Genomic DNA, 15,269 nt, shown 5'->3' with positions numbered 1-15,269 from the left:
AGGTGAGCAGCAGCCGAAGGCTGCAGCTTACCGCCAGCGAAGGATCATTGCAGCGTTGGAACAAATGGAGCACAACTGAACTGAATTCCCTCAGCAGGCTTGCCGTAAAGCAAACCAAACGAATGCCCTTCGCGGAGTTACACTGAGGAACGAAGTGCTCAGGGCGACGCGGCTCAGGCGCTGACCGGACACCTTGACACCCTGCTCCACTTTGCCCATAAGTCAACTATGCGTGCTACAACCCGCTCACACCAGCGGAATAAGGACAAAGTTGTTAGTAATAAGTTTTAACCCCCTCCCTCCTCCGCGCAATAACTTTTACGCCCGGCGAGCTAGCTGGCGCTATCTACAGTGACGAGCGCCTGCACCTGGGCGCCGGCCTGCTCGGCGGCGGCGCGCACGAAGGCGACGAACAGTGGGTGTGGGCGCGTGGGGCGCGAGAGGAACTCCGGGTGGAACTGGGTGCCGAGCATGTACGGGTGCTCGGCCACCTCGATGATCTCGACCAGGCGGTTGTCGGGCGAGACGCCCGAGAAGCGCATTCCGTGCTCGGCGAAGGCTTCACGGGCGGCGTTGTTGAACTCGAAGCGGTGGCGGTGGCGCTCCTCGATCACGGGCTGGCCGTAGGCCGCGGCGGCCAGGCTGCCGGGCTCCAACTGGCAGGGGTACACGCCCAGGCGCATGGTGGCGCCCTTCTCGGCGATGCCACGCTGGTCAGGCATCAGGTCGATGACCGGGTACGGCGAAGCCGGGTCGAATTCGGTGGAGTTGGCCTCGCTGTAGCCCAGCACGTTGCGGGCAAACTCGATGGCCATGATCTGCATGCCCAGGCACAGGCCGAAGTACGGCACCTTATGCTCGCGGGCGTACTGGGCCGCGGCGATCTTGCCCTCGATGCCGCGGCTGTCAAAGCCGCCGGGCACCAGGATGCCGTGAGCGGCGCGGATCTCATCCCAGCCGCGGCCCTTCTCCACCTCGCTGGCGTGGATCCAGTCGATTTCGACCTCCACACCGAGGGCGAGGCCGGCGTGCTTGAGGGCCTCTTTGACGCTCATGTAAGCGTCGTGCAGCTCCACGTATTTGCCCACGAGGGCGATGCGCACGGGCGGCTTCTCACGGTGGGCCGACTTGCTGATGGCCTCCCAGGCGGTGAGGTCGGGCTTTTTGGCGGCCTGCAGGCCGAGGGTATCGATGATGTAGTCGGCCACGCCCAGCTTCTCGAGCAGGAGCGGGATCTCGTACATCACGTCGATGGTGGGCACCGGCACCACGCCGCGGCGGTCGACATCGCAGAACTTGGCGATCTTCTCGGTCAGATCGGGCGTGATGGTTTTGTCGGCGCGGGCAATGATCATCTGCGGCGAGATGCCGAGGGAACGGAGTTCTCGCACGGAGTGCTGGGTGGGCTTGGTCTTGAGCTCGTTGGTGGCGCCGATGTGCGGCAGCCAGGTGGTGTGGATGTAGAAGACGTTCTCGCGGCCCACATCGGTGCGGATCTGGCGAAGGGCTTCGATGAAGGGCAGCGACTCAATGTCGCCGACGGTGCCGCCGACCTCGACGAAGACGACTTCGGCGCCGGTCTCTTCGGGTACCAAGCCGATGCGGCGCTTGATCTCGTCGGTGATCTGGGGCACCACCTGGATCGTGCCGCCGAGGTAGTCGCCGCGGCGCTCCTTGGCGATGACCTCGGCATAGACCTGGCCGGTGGTGATGGTGCTGACCTTGGTGAGGTTGATATCTACAAAGCGTTCGTAGTGGCCCAGGTCAAGGTCGGTCTCGGAGCCGTCGTTGAGGACGTAGACCTCGCCGTGCTGGTAGGGGCTCATGGTGCCGGGGTCAACGTTGATGTAGGGGTCGAGTTTCTGCACGGCGACCTTGAAGCCGCGCTCTTTGAGGAGGCGGCCGATGGCCGCAGTGGTGACGCCTTTGCCAACGGAGCTGACAACGCCCCCGGTAACAAATATGTACTTGATCGTCATGACACGACTCCTCTGGTGTATTGCGTGGGCTGCGCCCACGCGTTGGCCTTGCTACTCGGCTCACGCCGAGTAACGCAACGCCGGTTGATTGGCGCGCTATGGCTTAAACGAAACGGAGAGGGGTCTTGTTGCGTGGGCTGCGCCCACGCGTTGGCCTTGCTACTCGGCTCACGCCGAGTAACGCAACGCCGGTTGATTGGCGCGCTATGGATTAAACGAAACGGAGAGGGGTCTTGAAAGAGCCCCTCTCCGTAGAGTGGCGGTGCGGCGAGAGCGATTGCGCTTGCGTATCTATGCGACATATTGCTCCAGGTCGGCGGCGGCGCGGCGCATCTCCATCAGCATGAGGCCGAGCTTGGCCTCGCTGCGGGCCAGGGTGGTGAGCACGGCATCTCGCCCGACGGCGGTAAGCAGCACCAAGCCCTCATCGCCGCGGATGTAGACCTCTTCCATGTTGCCGCGTTGCAGCTCTTGGGCGATGCGCTCACCCAGGCTGAGCATGGCGGCGCTCATGGCGGCGACGCGCTCCTCCTCAACGTCTGAGGGCAGGGCCGAGGCAAGCGAAAGCCCGTCGGCGGTGACGACTGCGGAGGCGATGATATCTGGGGCTGTGGATTGCAGATCCCGAAGGCGGTTCTTGATGAGTGTCGAACGCGAATCGGCCATATCAATACTGCAAGAGACTATACCATATTGAGAAGGCAAGGATGAAGGCGGAAGGATGAGGGACAAGAAATCAAAACCAATCGATTAATTAATTGATCGATTGGTTTTGATCATTGCCAGCGGGTGATGCGCTCGGCGATGGAGCTGGCGTCGAGCTGGGCTAGCAGTTCGCGCAACTGTGGGTGAGCGCCGCGCCATTCGAGGTCGGCCAGGGTTTCGGGCAGGGGCACATCCGTGCGCAGGGTGGCCAGGGTGCGAAAAAGCAGCGCATCGGCCCGCTGGGCTTCGAGGGTGGCGGCCAGCTTGGCCGCCCGCGTGCCGCTGAGCCCAGGCACCTGCCACTGGGTAGCGACGGGCGGTATGGCATCGATGTTGCCATAGACGGCCAGCACGCCGGCGGCGGACTTGGCGCCCCAGCCCGGCAGGCCGGGATAGCCGTCGGCGGCGTCGCCGACCAGGGCGAGATAGTCTGGGATGCTGACGGGCGGCACGCCGAACTTGGCCTGCACGGCGTCAGCATCCAGGATGAGGTCACGGCGGCGGTCCCAGGCGACGACTTTGCCGCCGACCATTTGCATCAGATCCTTATCGGGCGAGCAGAGCAGGATGCGCTCGACGGCGGGGTCGGGTGCCCAGCGGGCGGCGCCAGCCGCCAGGGCGTCGTCGGCCTCGAAATCGACCATGGACCAGACGGTGACGCCGAAGGCGGCCACGAGGTCTTCGGCCAGCTGGAACTGGTTCCAGAGCTCCGGCTCGATGCCCTCGCCGGTCTTGTATCCGGTGTAGAGGCCATTGCGGAAGGATTCGATGACGTGGTCGAAGGCATAGGCAACATGGGTAACTTCGGGGCGCTCGAGCATCGCCATGAGGCTGCGCAACAGGCCGAGGGCGGCGCCAACCTCGCGCCCGGTGGGGTCCTTCTTGGGCGGGGCGCCGAAATAGTTACGGTAGAGCTCGTACGTGCCATCAACGAGGTGGATATGCATGCAGGGATTGTAATCCGTGGCGTGAGCCGGTGCTACAATGAGGTCATTCGCCGTACCAAGGAGAGAAGAAATGGCTAAGAAGAAGCGTTCCACCAACAAGGGGCTGGTACTTTCCGCTCCGAAAGAAGTGACCTGGGTTGTTGCCGTTATTTTCGGCGGCCTGGGTCTGCTGGCCCACTTTGGCGTGTTCGCCATTGGCGTTTCGGCCTTCGCGCTGGTTGCGATCGGTTTCGTGATCCTGGCGCTGGCTACTGCCCTGAAGGGCATCTAGTCCTGCATCATTGTTGTACAAAAAAAAGCCCAGCCATATGGCTGGGCTTTTTTTTGTTTCGTGTTTCCTCATGGTTCACCTCTAAACTGGCTACATAGTTGCCCTTCGCTTCGCTCAGGGCGACACGACTCTTGAAATGCTAAAATAGCTTGAACTCGACCACCCTAGCGTTCGCTTCGGTGGCTACTGTCGTTTAAGAGGAACCATGTTTCGAAAGCGCAAACCGAAAGAGCACGAGAGCAACAACCCACCCTACCTGATCGTGGGCCTGGGCAACCCAGGGCCGGAGTACCGCGAGAACCGCCACAATGTGGGCTTTATGGTGGTGGATAAGCTGGCCGAGGAGCTGGGGGTCAAGTTCAGCAAGGTGCAGAACGAGGCGATGATCGCCCAGGCCGGCGCGGGCGAAGGCCGAGTGGTGCTGGCCAAGCCGCGCACATACATGAACAACTCGGGCGTTTCGGTGAGCCAGCTGGTGCGCTTCTACAAAGTGCCGCTGGAGAAGCTGCTGGTGGTGTACGACGATGTGGACCTGCCGTTCGAGACGCTGCGCTTGCGCAGCGAGGGCAGCTCCGGCGGGCAGAACGGGATGAAGTCCATCATCCAGAAGCTGGGCTCGCAGGAGTTTGCGCGCCTGCGGATTGGCGTCAGCCGGCCCAAGGGACGGATGAGCACGCCCAACCATGTGCTGCAAGACTTCTCACGCGCCGAGCGGCAGGCGTTGGCGTTCGTGCTCAAACGGGCCAGCGACGCCGTGCAAACCTTTATCAATGAGGGCATCGTGGCGGCGATGAACAAATACAACGGAACTGAATGAACGAGATCCTGCCGCGCATCCAACGCCAGCCCGCATTCCAAGAGCTATTGGCGCGCCTGCAAACCGGCAGCCCGGGGCAATTGGGGCTGATCCGCTCGGCAAGGTTGCCAGTAGCAGCCGCTATAGCGGCTGCTACTCAGCAACCTACCCTGCTATTGAGCCAGCGGCGTGACCGAGCGCTGGCCTACTTTGAGGAGCTGGGCTTCTGGGCGCCGGCGATGGAGCGGCTGTACTTCCCTGAGCCCAGCTCGTTGTTCTACGAGAACGCGCCGTGGAGCGAAACAGCGCGGCGCGAGCGCCTTGCGGTGCTGGCGCGGCTTACCCTGCCCGCCGCAGGCGAAGGCGGCGCGCCGTTCATCACCGCCAGCGGGCGGGCGCTGATGGCGCGCACGCTGGCGCCGGCCGAATTCAGCGCGGCGGCCCAGCGCGTGCAACGCGGGGCGCGCAGCCAGCCAGCCGAGCTGGCGGCGCAGCTGGCGCGGCTGGGCTATGAGGCGGCGCAGAACGTGGTGGCGGCCGGCCAATTTGCGCGGCGCGGCGGCATTTTGGACCTGTGGCCGATGCAGGACGAGCTGCCGGCCCGCCTGGAATATTTTGGCGACGAGCTGGACAGCCTGCGCCGCTTTGACCCGGCCACCCAGCGCACGATCCATACGATTGATGACCTGCTGATCCCTCCAGCGCGCGAATACATTGCACAAGAGCCGCTGCCCGAAGGGCTGGAAGCACGTGCTTTGAATGAATTTCACATCCCCCTGCTCCACCCCGAGCCGGCTGGCCTGCTGGACTATTTGCCGCAGGATGCGCTGATCTTGATCGATGACATGGACGCCTTGCGTGAGCAGGTGAGCGAGCTGGAGACGCAGGCGCTGCAACTGCGCCAGGAGAACCTGGAAGCCGGCAGCCTGGCGGCCGAGCACCCCGCGCCGTATCTCTCGCTGTCTGAGCTGGAAGAGATGCTGGGCGAGCGCACGGTCATCGAGCTGGGGCCGACCTTGGCGATCGAGGACGCGCACAGCATCAGCGGCTTGTTCCGCCCGGGGCCGCGCTTTGGCGGCCAACTGAAGCCGATGATGGACCAGGTGGAGCGCTATCTGGATGCGGGCGATGAAGTGCTGATCGTCTCGCGGCAGACGCCGCGACTGAGCGACATGTGGGCGGAGCGCAACTACGGCGCCGGCAACCTGGCCGACCCGCAGTTCGCCGAAGGCAGCCTGGCCGAAGGCTGGAGTTTGGAATCGGCCAAGGAGCCGCGCCTGCAGCTACTGACGGATGGCGAGATCTTTGGCTGGGAGCGGCCACAGCCGCGCCGCCAGCCACGGCCAGAGAGCGCCGCTCCGGAAACGCCGTATGTGGACCTGCAGAACGAAGAGCTGGTGGTGCATATTGACCACGGCATCGGCATCTTCCGCGGCTTGGTGGAAGCCAAGATCGAAGGCAAGACGCGTGAATTTTTACGAGTGGAGTACGCCGGCGGTGACCAGCTGTATGTGCCGGTGCACCAGGCTGACCGGCTAAGCCGCTACATCGGCTCGCGCGGCGAGACGCCGACCCTGAGCCGCCTGGGCGGGCAGGAGTGGCGCAGCACGAAATCCCGCGTGCGGCGGGCGGTGGAAGCGATCGCCGAGGACCTGCTGGAGTTGTATGCCAAGCGCGAAATGGCGCAGGGGCACGCCTACCCGCCGGATACGCCCTGGCAGCACGAGCTGGAGGCCAGCTTTCCGTACGTGGAGACCGAAGACCAGCTGCGCGTGCTGGCCGAAGTGAAGCAGGACATGCAGAACCTGCGCCCGATGGACCGCCTCGTGTGCGGCGACGCGGGCTACGGCAAGACCGAGATCGCCCTGCGGGCGGCGTTCAAAGCGGTGATGGACGGCAAGCAGGTGGCGATGCTGGTGCCGACCACCGTGCTGGCGCAACAGCACTACGAGACGTTCCGCCAGCGGCTGGCAGCGTTCCCGGTGCGGATCGAGATGCTTTCGCGCTTTCGGGATGCCAAGCAGCAGCAGGACACGATCCGCAAGCTGGCGGCGGGCGACATGGACATTGTCATCGGCACGCACCGGCTGGTGCAGGCCGACGTCAAGTTCAAGGACCTGGGGCTGGTGATCATTGACGAAGAGCAGCGCTTTGGCGTGGCGCACAAAGAGCACCTCAAGAAGCTGCGCACCGAAGTGGACGTGCTGACCATGACCGCCACCCCGATCCCGCGCACGCTGTACATGGCGCTGACGGGCGTGCGGGATATTTCGACGATCAACACGCCGCCGGAAGAGCGCCTGCCGATCGTGACCCACGTTGGCCCCTACTCCGAACAGCTGGTACGGCGGGCAGTGCTGCGCGAGCTGGATCGCGGCGGGCAGATGTTCTTCGTGCATAACCGCGTGCACAGCATCGACGCCATGCGGGCACACCTGCAGCGCGTGGTGCCCGAGGTGCGCATCGGCGTGGCGCACGGCCAGATGGCCGAGCGCGAGCTGGCCGAGCGCATGAACGAATTCTCGCGGGGCGAGATCGACATGCTGCTGACCACCACCATTATTGAATCCGGCCTGGATATTCCGAACGCCAATACCCTGATCGTTGACCGAGCGGACGCGTTTGGCTTAGCGCAGCTGTACCAGCTGCGCGGGCGCGTGGGCCGTGGGGCGCAGCGGGCGTATGCGTATTTCTTCCGCCATGCGCAAAACGGTATGACCGACGAGGGCCGCCAACGCCTGGAAACGATCGCCGAGAACACGCAGCACGGCGCGGGCTTCTCGGTGGCGATGCGCGACCTCGAAATCCGCGGCGCGGGCGACCTGCTGGGCGTGCGCCAGCACGGCCTGATCGCCGCGGTGGGCTTTCATCTGTATACGCGGCTGCTCTCCAAGGCGGTGGATGACCTCAAGCGCGTCGGCGGTTTTGGCGCCGAAGCCGGCGCGGTGCATATCACCCTGTATCACCCTCTGATCAATGTGGATCTGCCCATCGAAGTCGGCATCCCGGCCAGTTATGTGAGCGACAAGGCCATGCGCCTGAAGCTGTACCGGCGACTGGCGGACATTCACGATGTGAGCGAGATCGAAGCGCTGGCGGAGGAGTTCCGTGACCGCTTCGGCCCCCCACCCGTCGAGGTGCAGAACCTGCTGTTCCAGCTGCATGTGCGCGTGCTGGCCGAGCGCACCGGGCTGACGACGATCAATGTCGAGAACAAGCAGTTGGCGCTGCGCTTCCCGCCGCCGCGCAAGAAGGACCAACCGATGGATTTTGCGGCCCTGTTTGATGGCAAACCGCTGCCCATAGGCACACGCACCAGCAAGAACACGGTCTGGCTGAGCAATCTGGAATCTGTGGATTGGCGCCAGCGGCTGCTGAGCCTGTTGGAAGCGTTGGTGGAATGGAATACGAAGAAAGCCGGCGCGGTTGCGCCGGCGCCAGCCGAGACGGAATAAAAAAAGGCGGCCTGCATAAGCAGGCCGCCTTTTTGGTTGTAGTGCGTGGGCTATTGAGCCAGCGCGACGAACTCAAGCTCGAGGATCAGGGTCGGCTCAACCGAGGCGACCTGCGGCACGCTGGGGATCTGCAGGTCATAGGTGGCGCGGTCAATCGTGGTGCTGGCCAGGCCGCTGATGCGGGACTCGGATTCCACAGTGACGGTGACGCCAAAAGTAACCAGGCTGGTAATGTCACGAATGGCTAGATCGCCCGTGATCTGAAAACTGAAGGTGTCACCGACGGCGATACTGGCGGGCAGGCCGCTGTAGGCGGTGGGGGTAAAGGTGACGAACTCGAAGGTGTTTGTTTCCAGGATCAAGTTCTGGATGGCGCGGTTCCGGCTGCCGCTATCGGTGATGAAGGTGCGCGCATTCACTTGTACCGTGCCGACCTGCACGCCGGCCGGGCTGGCCGGATCGATCACGATCTGGGCGGCTACCGCGTTGGTGACGCCAACGACGGTCTTGTCTGCGCCGTTGAGGACCTCATTGATGAGGAAGCGCGCTTCGCTTTGGTCGCCGTCGATCTCGAAGACCAGGCTACCCTCCGCCTCGGCCGGCTGGTTGGGCGCGCTGGTGGCCTGCTGGGCCACCGGCGAGGGCAATACGGGGATGGCGGTCAGCTCCCCACTGGGTGCGGCGCTGGGGCGCAGGGCGTAAGCGGCCGCGGCGCCGACGAGCACCAAGGCGACAATGCCGGTTACTGCGATGATTGCGATTGTTCGGCGATCCATATCTCTCCAGGGAAAATGGCGGGTTTAATTATTTGACTATACTGGCTGGGGATTAAGCCGTGATGATAAAGCGCCCACTTTCATGGGCGCTTTATGTGCTTCTATCTGCAAGCTTGGTTTATGCACCAGCTCTATGAATGCCCTTCACTACGCTCAGGGCGACACCTGACCTACTTAGGTAACAGTGACTCCATTTGTTTTGTGATGAAGTGGATGGCGCCGCGCGGGTTGAGCTTGTAGAAGATGTTCATCATGGCGGCATCCCGGCCGATGTAGGCCTGCAGCTTGTTCTTCTCGATGGCCGTGATGATGGTCTCAGCGGCCACCTCGGGTGAGGTGGGCTTGATGGGGGCCGATTCAGCATCGGTCTCAGGCATGGCCAGGCCGGAGTTCTGGCTGATGTTGGTGGCAATGGCGCCTGGGAACACCACGCTGACGCCAACATTTGTGCCGATGAGCTCGGCGTACAGGCCTTCGGTCAGGATCTTGACCGCAGCTTTGGAGGCGCCGTACAGGGTCTGTCCCGGGAAGGGGAAGAAGCCGCCCATGCTGGAGATGTTGACCACGTGCGCCTCGGGGCGCTTGAGCAGCGTGGGCAGAAAGGTCTTGAGCATATAGATGGTGCCATAGAGATTGACGTTGAGCACCCGCTCGATGGCCGGGTAGTCAAGGTCAACCAGCTTGACGAAAGGCTGGATGATGCCAGCATTGTTGACTAAACCGTCCACCATGCCGTGCTTCTCGATCACCTGGGGCAGGAGGGCTTCCACCTGGGCCTTGTTGGAAATGTCCACAATGTGGGTGGAGAGGGCCGCGCTGTTGGCGAGCTGAGCGGTCTCGTTCAAGGTTGCTTCTTTGATGTCGACCGCGGCTACGCGGGCGCCGCGCTGCAATAAAGCCAGGCTTAGGGCGCGACCAATGCCGCTGCCGCCGCCAGTCACTACGAACACTTTGTCTTGAATTTTCATTGTGCCTCCTTGTGAACAGTATAGGCGCAGGCAACACAAGGCTCTAGAGGCAAATGTACTCGGGTTTTTGGGCGCTTTGTTCTTCTGCGGGTATGTTTCGTGTTATGCAGGTAAATTTTTTGCAAGCAAGCAGAAGCAGGCTGTGCTACGCTGGCGGCGAGGAGACACAGACATGGCAAGCCCCGAAGAGCAACTGCAAACGATGGTTAACAACATGCCGGAGAAGACCGGCAAGAGCCTGGAGAAATGGTTCAAGCTTATCAAAACCAAAGGCCTGGAAACGCACGGCGAGATCATGAAGCTGCTGAAGGGCGAGTACGGCGTCTCACATGGCTTTGCCAACACGATCGCGATCATGTACCGGCAGCAGGCCGCCGGCGGCCCGAGCAGCGGCGATGACGTGCAAGCGGCCTATTTCAGCGGGAGCAAGGCGGCCATGCAGCCGCTGTACGCGCAGATCGTCAAGGCCGCCCAGGCGCTGGGCAAGGATGTGGAGCTGGCGCCAAAGAAGACCTATATGAGCCTGCGACGCAACAAGCAGTTCGGGATCGTGCAGGTGAGCAGCAAGGACCGCGTGGACCTGGGGCTGATCTTGAAAGGTGTGCCGGCCAGCGGACGGCTGGAAGCGTGGGGCGGCATGTGCACGCACCGCGTGCGCCTGGGCAGCGCCAAGGAGTTTGACAAGCAGGTTAAGGATTGGTTGAAGCAGGCTTATGGTGAGGCCTAGGGACGAGAAAGAGCCTTCCCTGCTCTGTATGGAAGAGCTATGACCCTGGCTCACCCGTCATTGCGAGCGCAGCGAAGCAATCTGTCTTTTTTGTATCCATGGAGATAAAAACCAGATTGCTTCGGGCTGAAGGGTACATGCATATGCACCTTTCAGCAGCCCTCGCAATGACGGGTAGTGAGGGGGCAAGGCGCGCGGTGATGAATTGCGGGTGTTTGCATCATATGCCCTTTGCAGGGGCTCTGCCCCTGCGCCCCCGTCGGGGGAACCAAAGTTGGTTCCCCCGAGCCCCCTCCGCAGACGCTCATGTGGGTTGTGCATTGTGTGGAGATTCCTCTGCGACCCGCGTTGGATGATTGAGTGGTGCTCACAAAGGTGTTAGACCTATTAGTGGATGAGAGCTTAGTCTTTAGAAGTATCTTCGCCGAGGGCGGCCAGGATCTGGCGAACGGTGCGGCCCACGCTTTGGGCCGCGTCGACGATGATGGCGTTAGCCGGCTCCTCGAGCGCATCGAACTGGCTGTCGAGCAGGGATACGGGCATGAAGTGACGCTTGCGCCCCTGCACGCGGCGGGCGATGAGGGCTGGCGTGCCCTTGAGATAGACGAAGTGTAACGGCAACCCACCCTGCCCCAGTTGCTCACGATAGTTTTGCTTCAAGGCCGAGCAGGCCAGGACGGCGCGCTGGCCGCGGGCGGCGTGCTCCTGCAAAGCTGCGTTGAGGGCGGCCAGCCAGGGGGCGCGGTCCGCATCGGTGAGGGGCTGGCCGCTGCGCATTTTGGCAATGTTCTCGGCGGGGTGGAACCTATCGCCCTCGAGGAAGGCGGCGCCCAGAGCGCGGGCCAGCGCCCGCCCGATGCGGGTTTTGCCCGAGCCGGATACTCCCATGACCACGATGCTTGCAGACATAGCTAGGCCTGGCGGCGAAAGCGCAGGCGGCGCAGCGCGGCGGCCAGGGTACCGCGCAGGCCGCGCGGCAGCAGGCTGGCCAGCAGCGTGAGCCAGGCGGCGGACGCCAGCGGCTGCAGGCGCAGCGCGCTGCGCAGATGCTGGCGGGCGGCGGCGATCTCGGCCCGGCCGCCCTCGCCCAGCAGATTCTGGGCGACCGAGGTGTACATGGCAGCCAGGGCGCGTGCCTTCAGGCGCGGGGTGAGCTGCGGATCTTCGGCGAAGGCCTTCTCCAGCACGGTGCGGAAGTGGGCGGCGGAACCGGCCTTGTGGCTGGACATACTAACCGCCTGCTGGCGGATGCGCACCAGGCTCTCAGGCACAAGATGGAAAGGGTATTTGCGGGCAATGCGCCGCCACATATCGAAGTCTTCAGCGTAACGCAGACTCTCGTCAAACACGCCTACCTCGTCAAACAGCTCACGGCGGAACATGAGGCAGGGCGTGGCCATGAGCATGCGCCAGTAAGAGAGCATCTGAGGGTAGATCCAGCCTTGGAACCAATCAGTCTTGCGCAGACCCAGGTCTGGATTTTCGTCACTGAACTTCCGAAACCAGCAGTGCACCAGCATGGCGTCTGGATGGGCCTTCATGTACTCCACCTGGCGAGCCAGTTTTTGCGGCTCGTACAGGTCATCATCATCCAGGAAGGAGATGTAGGCGCCGCGCGCCAGGCGCAGCCCATGATTGCGGGCGGCCGACAAGCCAGCGTTGGGCTGGTGGGCGTAGTGGATGCGTGCACCCGCGATCAAAGGCTGCAAAGCAGCCCTTGTATCATCCAGCGAGCCATCGTCAACGACGATGCACTCAAAATCCGCATAGGTCTGCGCCAACACGCTGGCGATCGCCTGCTGCACCAGCGCGGCGCGGTTATAGGTGGGGATGATGATGCTTACTGTTGGAGTGCCGACCGGTGAGCGCATGGCGCCGATATTAGACGTTGAGCTTGGGGTTCAGGATCTTATCCAGTGCGAAACCCACCATCGAGAAAGCCAACCCAGTGAGGAACACCAGTGCCAAGGGCTGCAAGACCCAGAAGCGCGACCCGTACACCAGGCCAGAATTCAGCGCCTCATAGATGATGCGACCCCAGGTGGGGTAGATCATACGGATGTTGAACATGCCCAGCGTAGCTTCAAGGAAGATATAGGTGGGGATGAGGTAGATCAGTTGGGGGATGAGCAAGGGCATGATCTTGGGGATCATGTACTTGAAGATGATGCGCCAGTCAGACGCGCCGTAGCTGCGCGCCGCCTCGATGTATGAAGAGGCTTTGACCTGCAGGAAGGCTGAGCGGAAGGTCTTGACGGGGCTGCCGAAGGAGCTGAAGAGCACGATGACGAAGAGCACGCCCCAGATGCTGAGGCCGTAGAAGGCAAAGAACAGCACGCCGATAGCCAGCACGGGCATGACCATGTTGAGGTCAGACAGGCGCTGGGTGATCCAATCCACAATGCCGCCGTACCACACGGAGGCTGCGCCTAAGGCCAGCGCGACGAAGACGGCAAAAACAGCCGCGCCGATGCCGAAGAGCAGCGCGAAGGGCATGCCCCACACCAGCGGCACAAGCAGATCGCGGCGGTAGCCATCGGTGCCGCCGGCGCCGAAGACCTGGCCGAGCATGATGAGCTCGGCATCGATGTCGGCGTCAGGCTCGAACAGCATGGCCTCAATATGCAGCTGGTAACTGCCGGTGACCAGTTGGTTGCCCTGCTCTTCTGGATTGGAGAACAGATAATACAGCGGCACCGCATCCGGCTTGAGGGCAGCCAATGCGGGGTACGAGTTGCTGGCGCGGGCGACGGCGGTTGGGCCGGTGAAGACCTTATCGGTCAGGGGAACTTTCAGGTAGCCGGGGTCACCCATGGAGACAAGCTCCACCGAGCGACCCTCCGGCGTGCGCCAGGTCCACAGAATGAAGGGACGCTTGGCGGAATAGTCTGGCGTGAAGTATAGGAAGATCTCTTGCGGCACATCCTGGTACGAATAGTCGAAATTGAACGTGATATTGACGCGCCGGTTGCCATTCGAGTCAATGCTGACGGTCTTGATAGCACCCGAGGCGGGATCCTGGCTGTCCATCACTACTGTGGAAAGATACGGCCGCTCAGAGAACCAGTTGAGCCAGCTGGGCATGGCAACTTTTGGGCGGTAGGTGCGCCCGGTGACGGAATTGCTGTACCACTCCACACCGATCTTGTTGAGCGGAAGCGCAATGGCGGCATACAGCGAGCCCACGACCATAAACGAGATGATGACGAGGCCGGCCATGGCTGCCGGGTAACGCCGGAACTGCACCACGACGGCCCATACGGCCTGATAGCCGCGGCGCAGCGCGGCAGGCAAGCCCCTTATGGCCTGGACGATCTGGGCGCCGAGCCCGAGAGCGGCGCCGGAGCGCGCTCGGCGGGCAGCCTGGCGCAGCTCAGCCGGCACCGCGGAGCGGCGCGGGCGCACCAGGCGCGAGCGCAGCGGCTCATCGACGCGCACACGCGGGTCGATGAGGGCATACATGACCTCAAGCGCCACAACCGTGATACCCAGCAGGTAGGCAAAGGTGGTGACCAGGGCAACCGTAATGACCATGTCGCCCTCAAACATGGATTCGCCCCAGAAGTTAGGAAGCGAATCTACATAGAGCAGGCCGATGCCGGGCCATTCAAAAACCACTTCAAGCGCAATGGCCATTTGCCAGAAGCCCACCAAGGTGAGCATGAAGCTGGTGATGATGAAGGAGAGCGAGGGGCGCAGGATGTGGCGGCGCTCCAGCAGGCTATTGGGGATGCCGCGCGCCTTGGCCAGCTCTACATAGTCTTCTTCGGCAAAAGAGATCAGGTAGGAGCGCCAGGTGTAGACGAATTGGAAGAACAGGTTGAGCACAATCGCGGTAACCGGCAGCACAAAGTAGCGCGCATTGTGGAGCAAGGTCTCCAGCTGGCTAGCCGTGGGCAATACACTGCGCATGCCAGAGGCAGGCAGCCAGCGCAACTGGATGGCAAAGATGAGCACCAGTACCAGGCCGATGACCCAGCTGGGAAAGGTGGAGAGCGGCGCCAGCAGCGAAACAATGCGATCGAGGCGCGAGCCAGGCTTGCGCGAGAGGTTGAGCGCCAGCGGCAGGCCAACAACGAAGACGATCAGGCTGGCGATGCCGACCAGCGCCAGGGTATTGGGCAGGGCCTGCAACACAATGGCATTTACCGAAGTGGCCTGGGCGGCCGAGGGCAACTGGGCGCGCAACTGGCGGTGGGTGATCTCGCCCCAATCGAAGCTGAGGGCGCGCAGGGCCAGGCGCACCTGGCGGACAATGTAGGGGTCGTTGAAACCGGCTTCATCGAGTAGGCGTTCCTCGATCTGGGCTACGCTCTGGCGCTGGTCATCCGGCAGGCTGGGCGGCTGGTTTCGGTATTCGCGCACGGCCTGGTTGTAGATCTGGCGAGCCATGCCGTCTTCCAGCGTGCCATCGGTATTGACGATCATGACCGTTACGCACACACCAATCAGCACAGTAAGGCCCACCATGAGGCTGCGGCGCAGGACAAAAAGGGCAATGTTGTAAGCCGGGTGAGCAAGTATCGATTTGATGTTCATGCACGTTTCCGCTACGGTGATGGTCCTATCAGTTATATCAAACTAGCTTCAGAAAGCCAAAACTACTTACCGACAGGCTGGGCTGTCGTGGCAATTCTTGGCCCTA

Annotated in this window: 12 protein-coding genes; 4 read left to right on the top strand and 8 right to left on the bottom strand. The window is 62.5% G+C overall.

The annotated features are described in order from the left end of the window. Positions 1–332 precede the first annotated feature (332 nt). From KIT08_08815 to KIT08_08805, 3 genes are all read right to left on the bottom strand, one after another. Positions 333–1,979 carry a CTP synthase gene (locus KIT08_08815; GenBank protein ID UYN89188.1) on the bottom strand — a complete coding sequence of 549 codons (1,647 nt, stop codon included), beginning with the start codon at positions 1,977–1,979 and terminating at the stop codon, positions 333–335. A gap of 291 nt (positions 1,980–2,270) precedes the next feature. Next, positions 2,271–2,645 carry a roadblock/LC7 domain-containing protein gene (locus KIT08_08810; protein ID UYN89187.1) on the bottom strand — a complete coding sequence of 125 codons (375 nt, stop codon included), beginning with the start codon at positions 2,643–2,645 and terminating at the stop codon, positions 2,271–2,273. Between the two features lie 110 nt (positions 2,646–2,755). After that, the gene (locus tag KIT08_08805; protein UYN89186.1) at positions 2,756–3,631 is read right to left on the bottom strand and encodes a hypothetical protein; all 876 of its coding nucleotides are present in this window, start codon (positions 3,629–3,631) and stop codon (positions 2,756–2,758) included. 70 nt (positions 3,632–3,701) lie between these two features. Here KIT08_08805 and KIT08_08800 point away from each other — a divergent pair, with 70 nt between their 5' ends. The 3 genes from KIT08_08800 to mfd all read left to right on the top strand — a co-directional run bounded on the left by KIT08_08800 (position 3,702) and on the right by mfd (position 8,153). Then, positions 3,702–3,902: a hypothetical protein gene (locus KIT08_08800; protein ID UYN89185.1), complete on the top strand. Its 201-nt coding sequence runs from the start codon at positions 3,702–3,704 to the stop codon at positions 3,900–3,902. 205 nt (positions 3,903–4,107) lie between these two features. Further along, complete coding sequence (gene pth / locus KIT08_08795) at positions 4,108–4,719, top strand: aminoacyl-tRNA hydrolase (protein UYN89184.1); 612 nt, start codon at positions 4,108–4,110, stop codon at positions 4,717–4,719. Continuing rightward, on the top strand, positions 4,716–8,153 hold the full coding sequence (gene mfd / locus KIT08_08790) for a transcription-repair coupling factor (protein ID UYN89183.1): 3,438 nt from the start codon (positions 4,716–4,718) through the stop codon (positions 8,151–8,153). The genes pth and mfd overlap by 4 nt, the downstream gene beginning before the upstream one ends. 50 nt (positions 8,154–8,203) lie before the next feature. Here the strand turns inward: mfd and KIT08_08785 are convergent, their stop codons facing one another. Further along, the gene (locus KIT08_08785; protein ID UYN89182.1) at positions 8,204–8,929 is read right to left on the bottom strand and encodes a YceI family protein; all 726 of its coding nucleotides are present in this window, start codon (positions 8,927–8,929) and stop codon (positions 8,204–8,206) included. Between the two features lie 170 nt (positions 8,930–9,099). Beyond that, complete coding sequence (locus tag KIT08_08780) at positions 9,100–9,897, bottom strand: SDR family oxidoreductase (GenBank protein UYN89181.1); 798 nt, start codon at positions 9,895–9,897, stop codon at positions 9,100–9,102. A gap of 172 nt (positions 9,898–10,069) precedes the next feature. Between KIT08_08780 and KIT08_08775 the strand changes: the two genes are divergently transcribed. Continuing rightward, positions 10,070–10,624: a DUF4287 domain-containing protein gene (locus KIT08_08775; GenBank protein ID UYN89180.1), complete on the top strand. Its 555-nt coding sequence runs from the start codon at positions 10,070–10,072 to the stop codon at positions 10,622–10,624. Between the two features lie 402 nt (positions 10,625–11,026). On the opposite strand, the gene KIT08_08770 is transcribed toward KIT08_08775, so the two are convergent. The 3 genes from KIT08_08770 to KIT08_08760 are packed head-to-tail and all read right to left on the bottom strand — an operon-like array spanning position 11,027 to position 15,163. Then, positions 11,027–11,533, bottom strand: a complete 507-nt coding sequence (locus KIT08_08770; GenBank protein UYN89179.1) for a gluconokinase — start codon at positions 11,531–11,533, stop codon at positions 11,027–11,029. A gap of 2 nt (positions 11,534–11,535) precedes the next feature. Further along, positions 11,536–12,495: a glycosyltransferase family 2 protein gene (locus tag KIT08_08765; protein UYN89178.1), complete on the bottom strand. Its 960-nt coding sequence runs from the start codon at positions 12,493–12,495 to the stop codon at positions 11,536–11,538. Positions 12,496–12,505: 10 nt separating this feature from the next. Further along, positions 12,506–15,163 (bottom strand): ABC transporter permease subunit, encoded by a 2,658-nt coding sequence (locus tag KIT08_08760; GenBank protein UYN89177.1) that lies wholly within the window; start codon positions 15,161–15,163, stop codon positions 12,506–12,508. Between the last annotated feature and the right edge of the window lie 106 nt (positions 15,164–15,269).

The organism is Anaerolineales bacterium (assembly GCA_025808555.1).
Lineage (GTDB): Bacteria > Chloroflexota > Anaerolineae > Anaerolineales > UBA11579 > JAMCZK01.
Note: the sequence above shows the minus strand (reverse complement) of the source record. Positions and strands in the feature narration are given on the sequence as shown.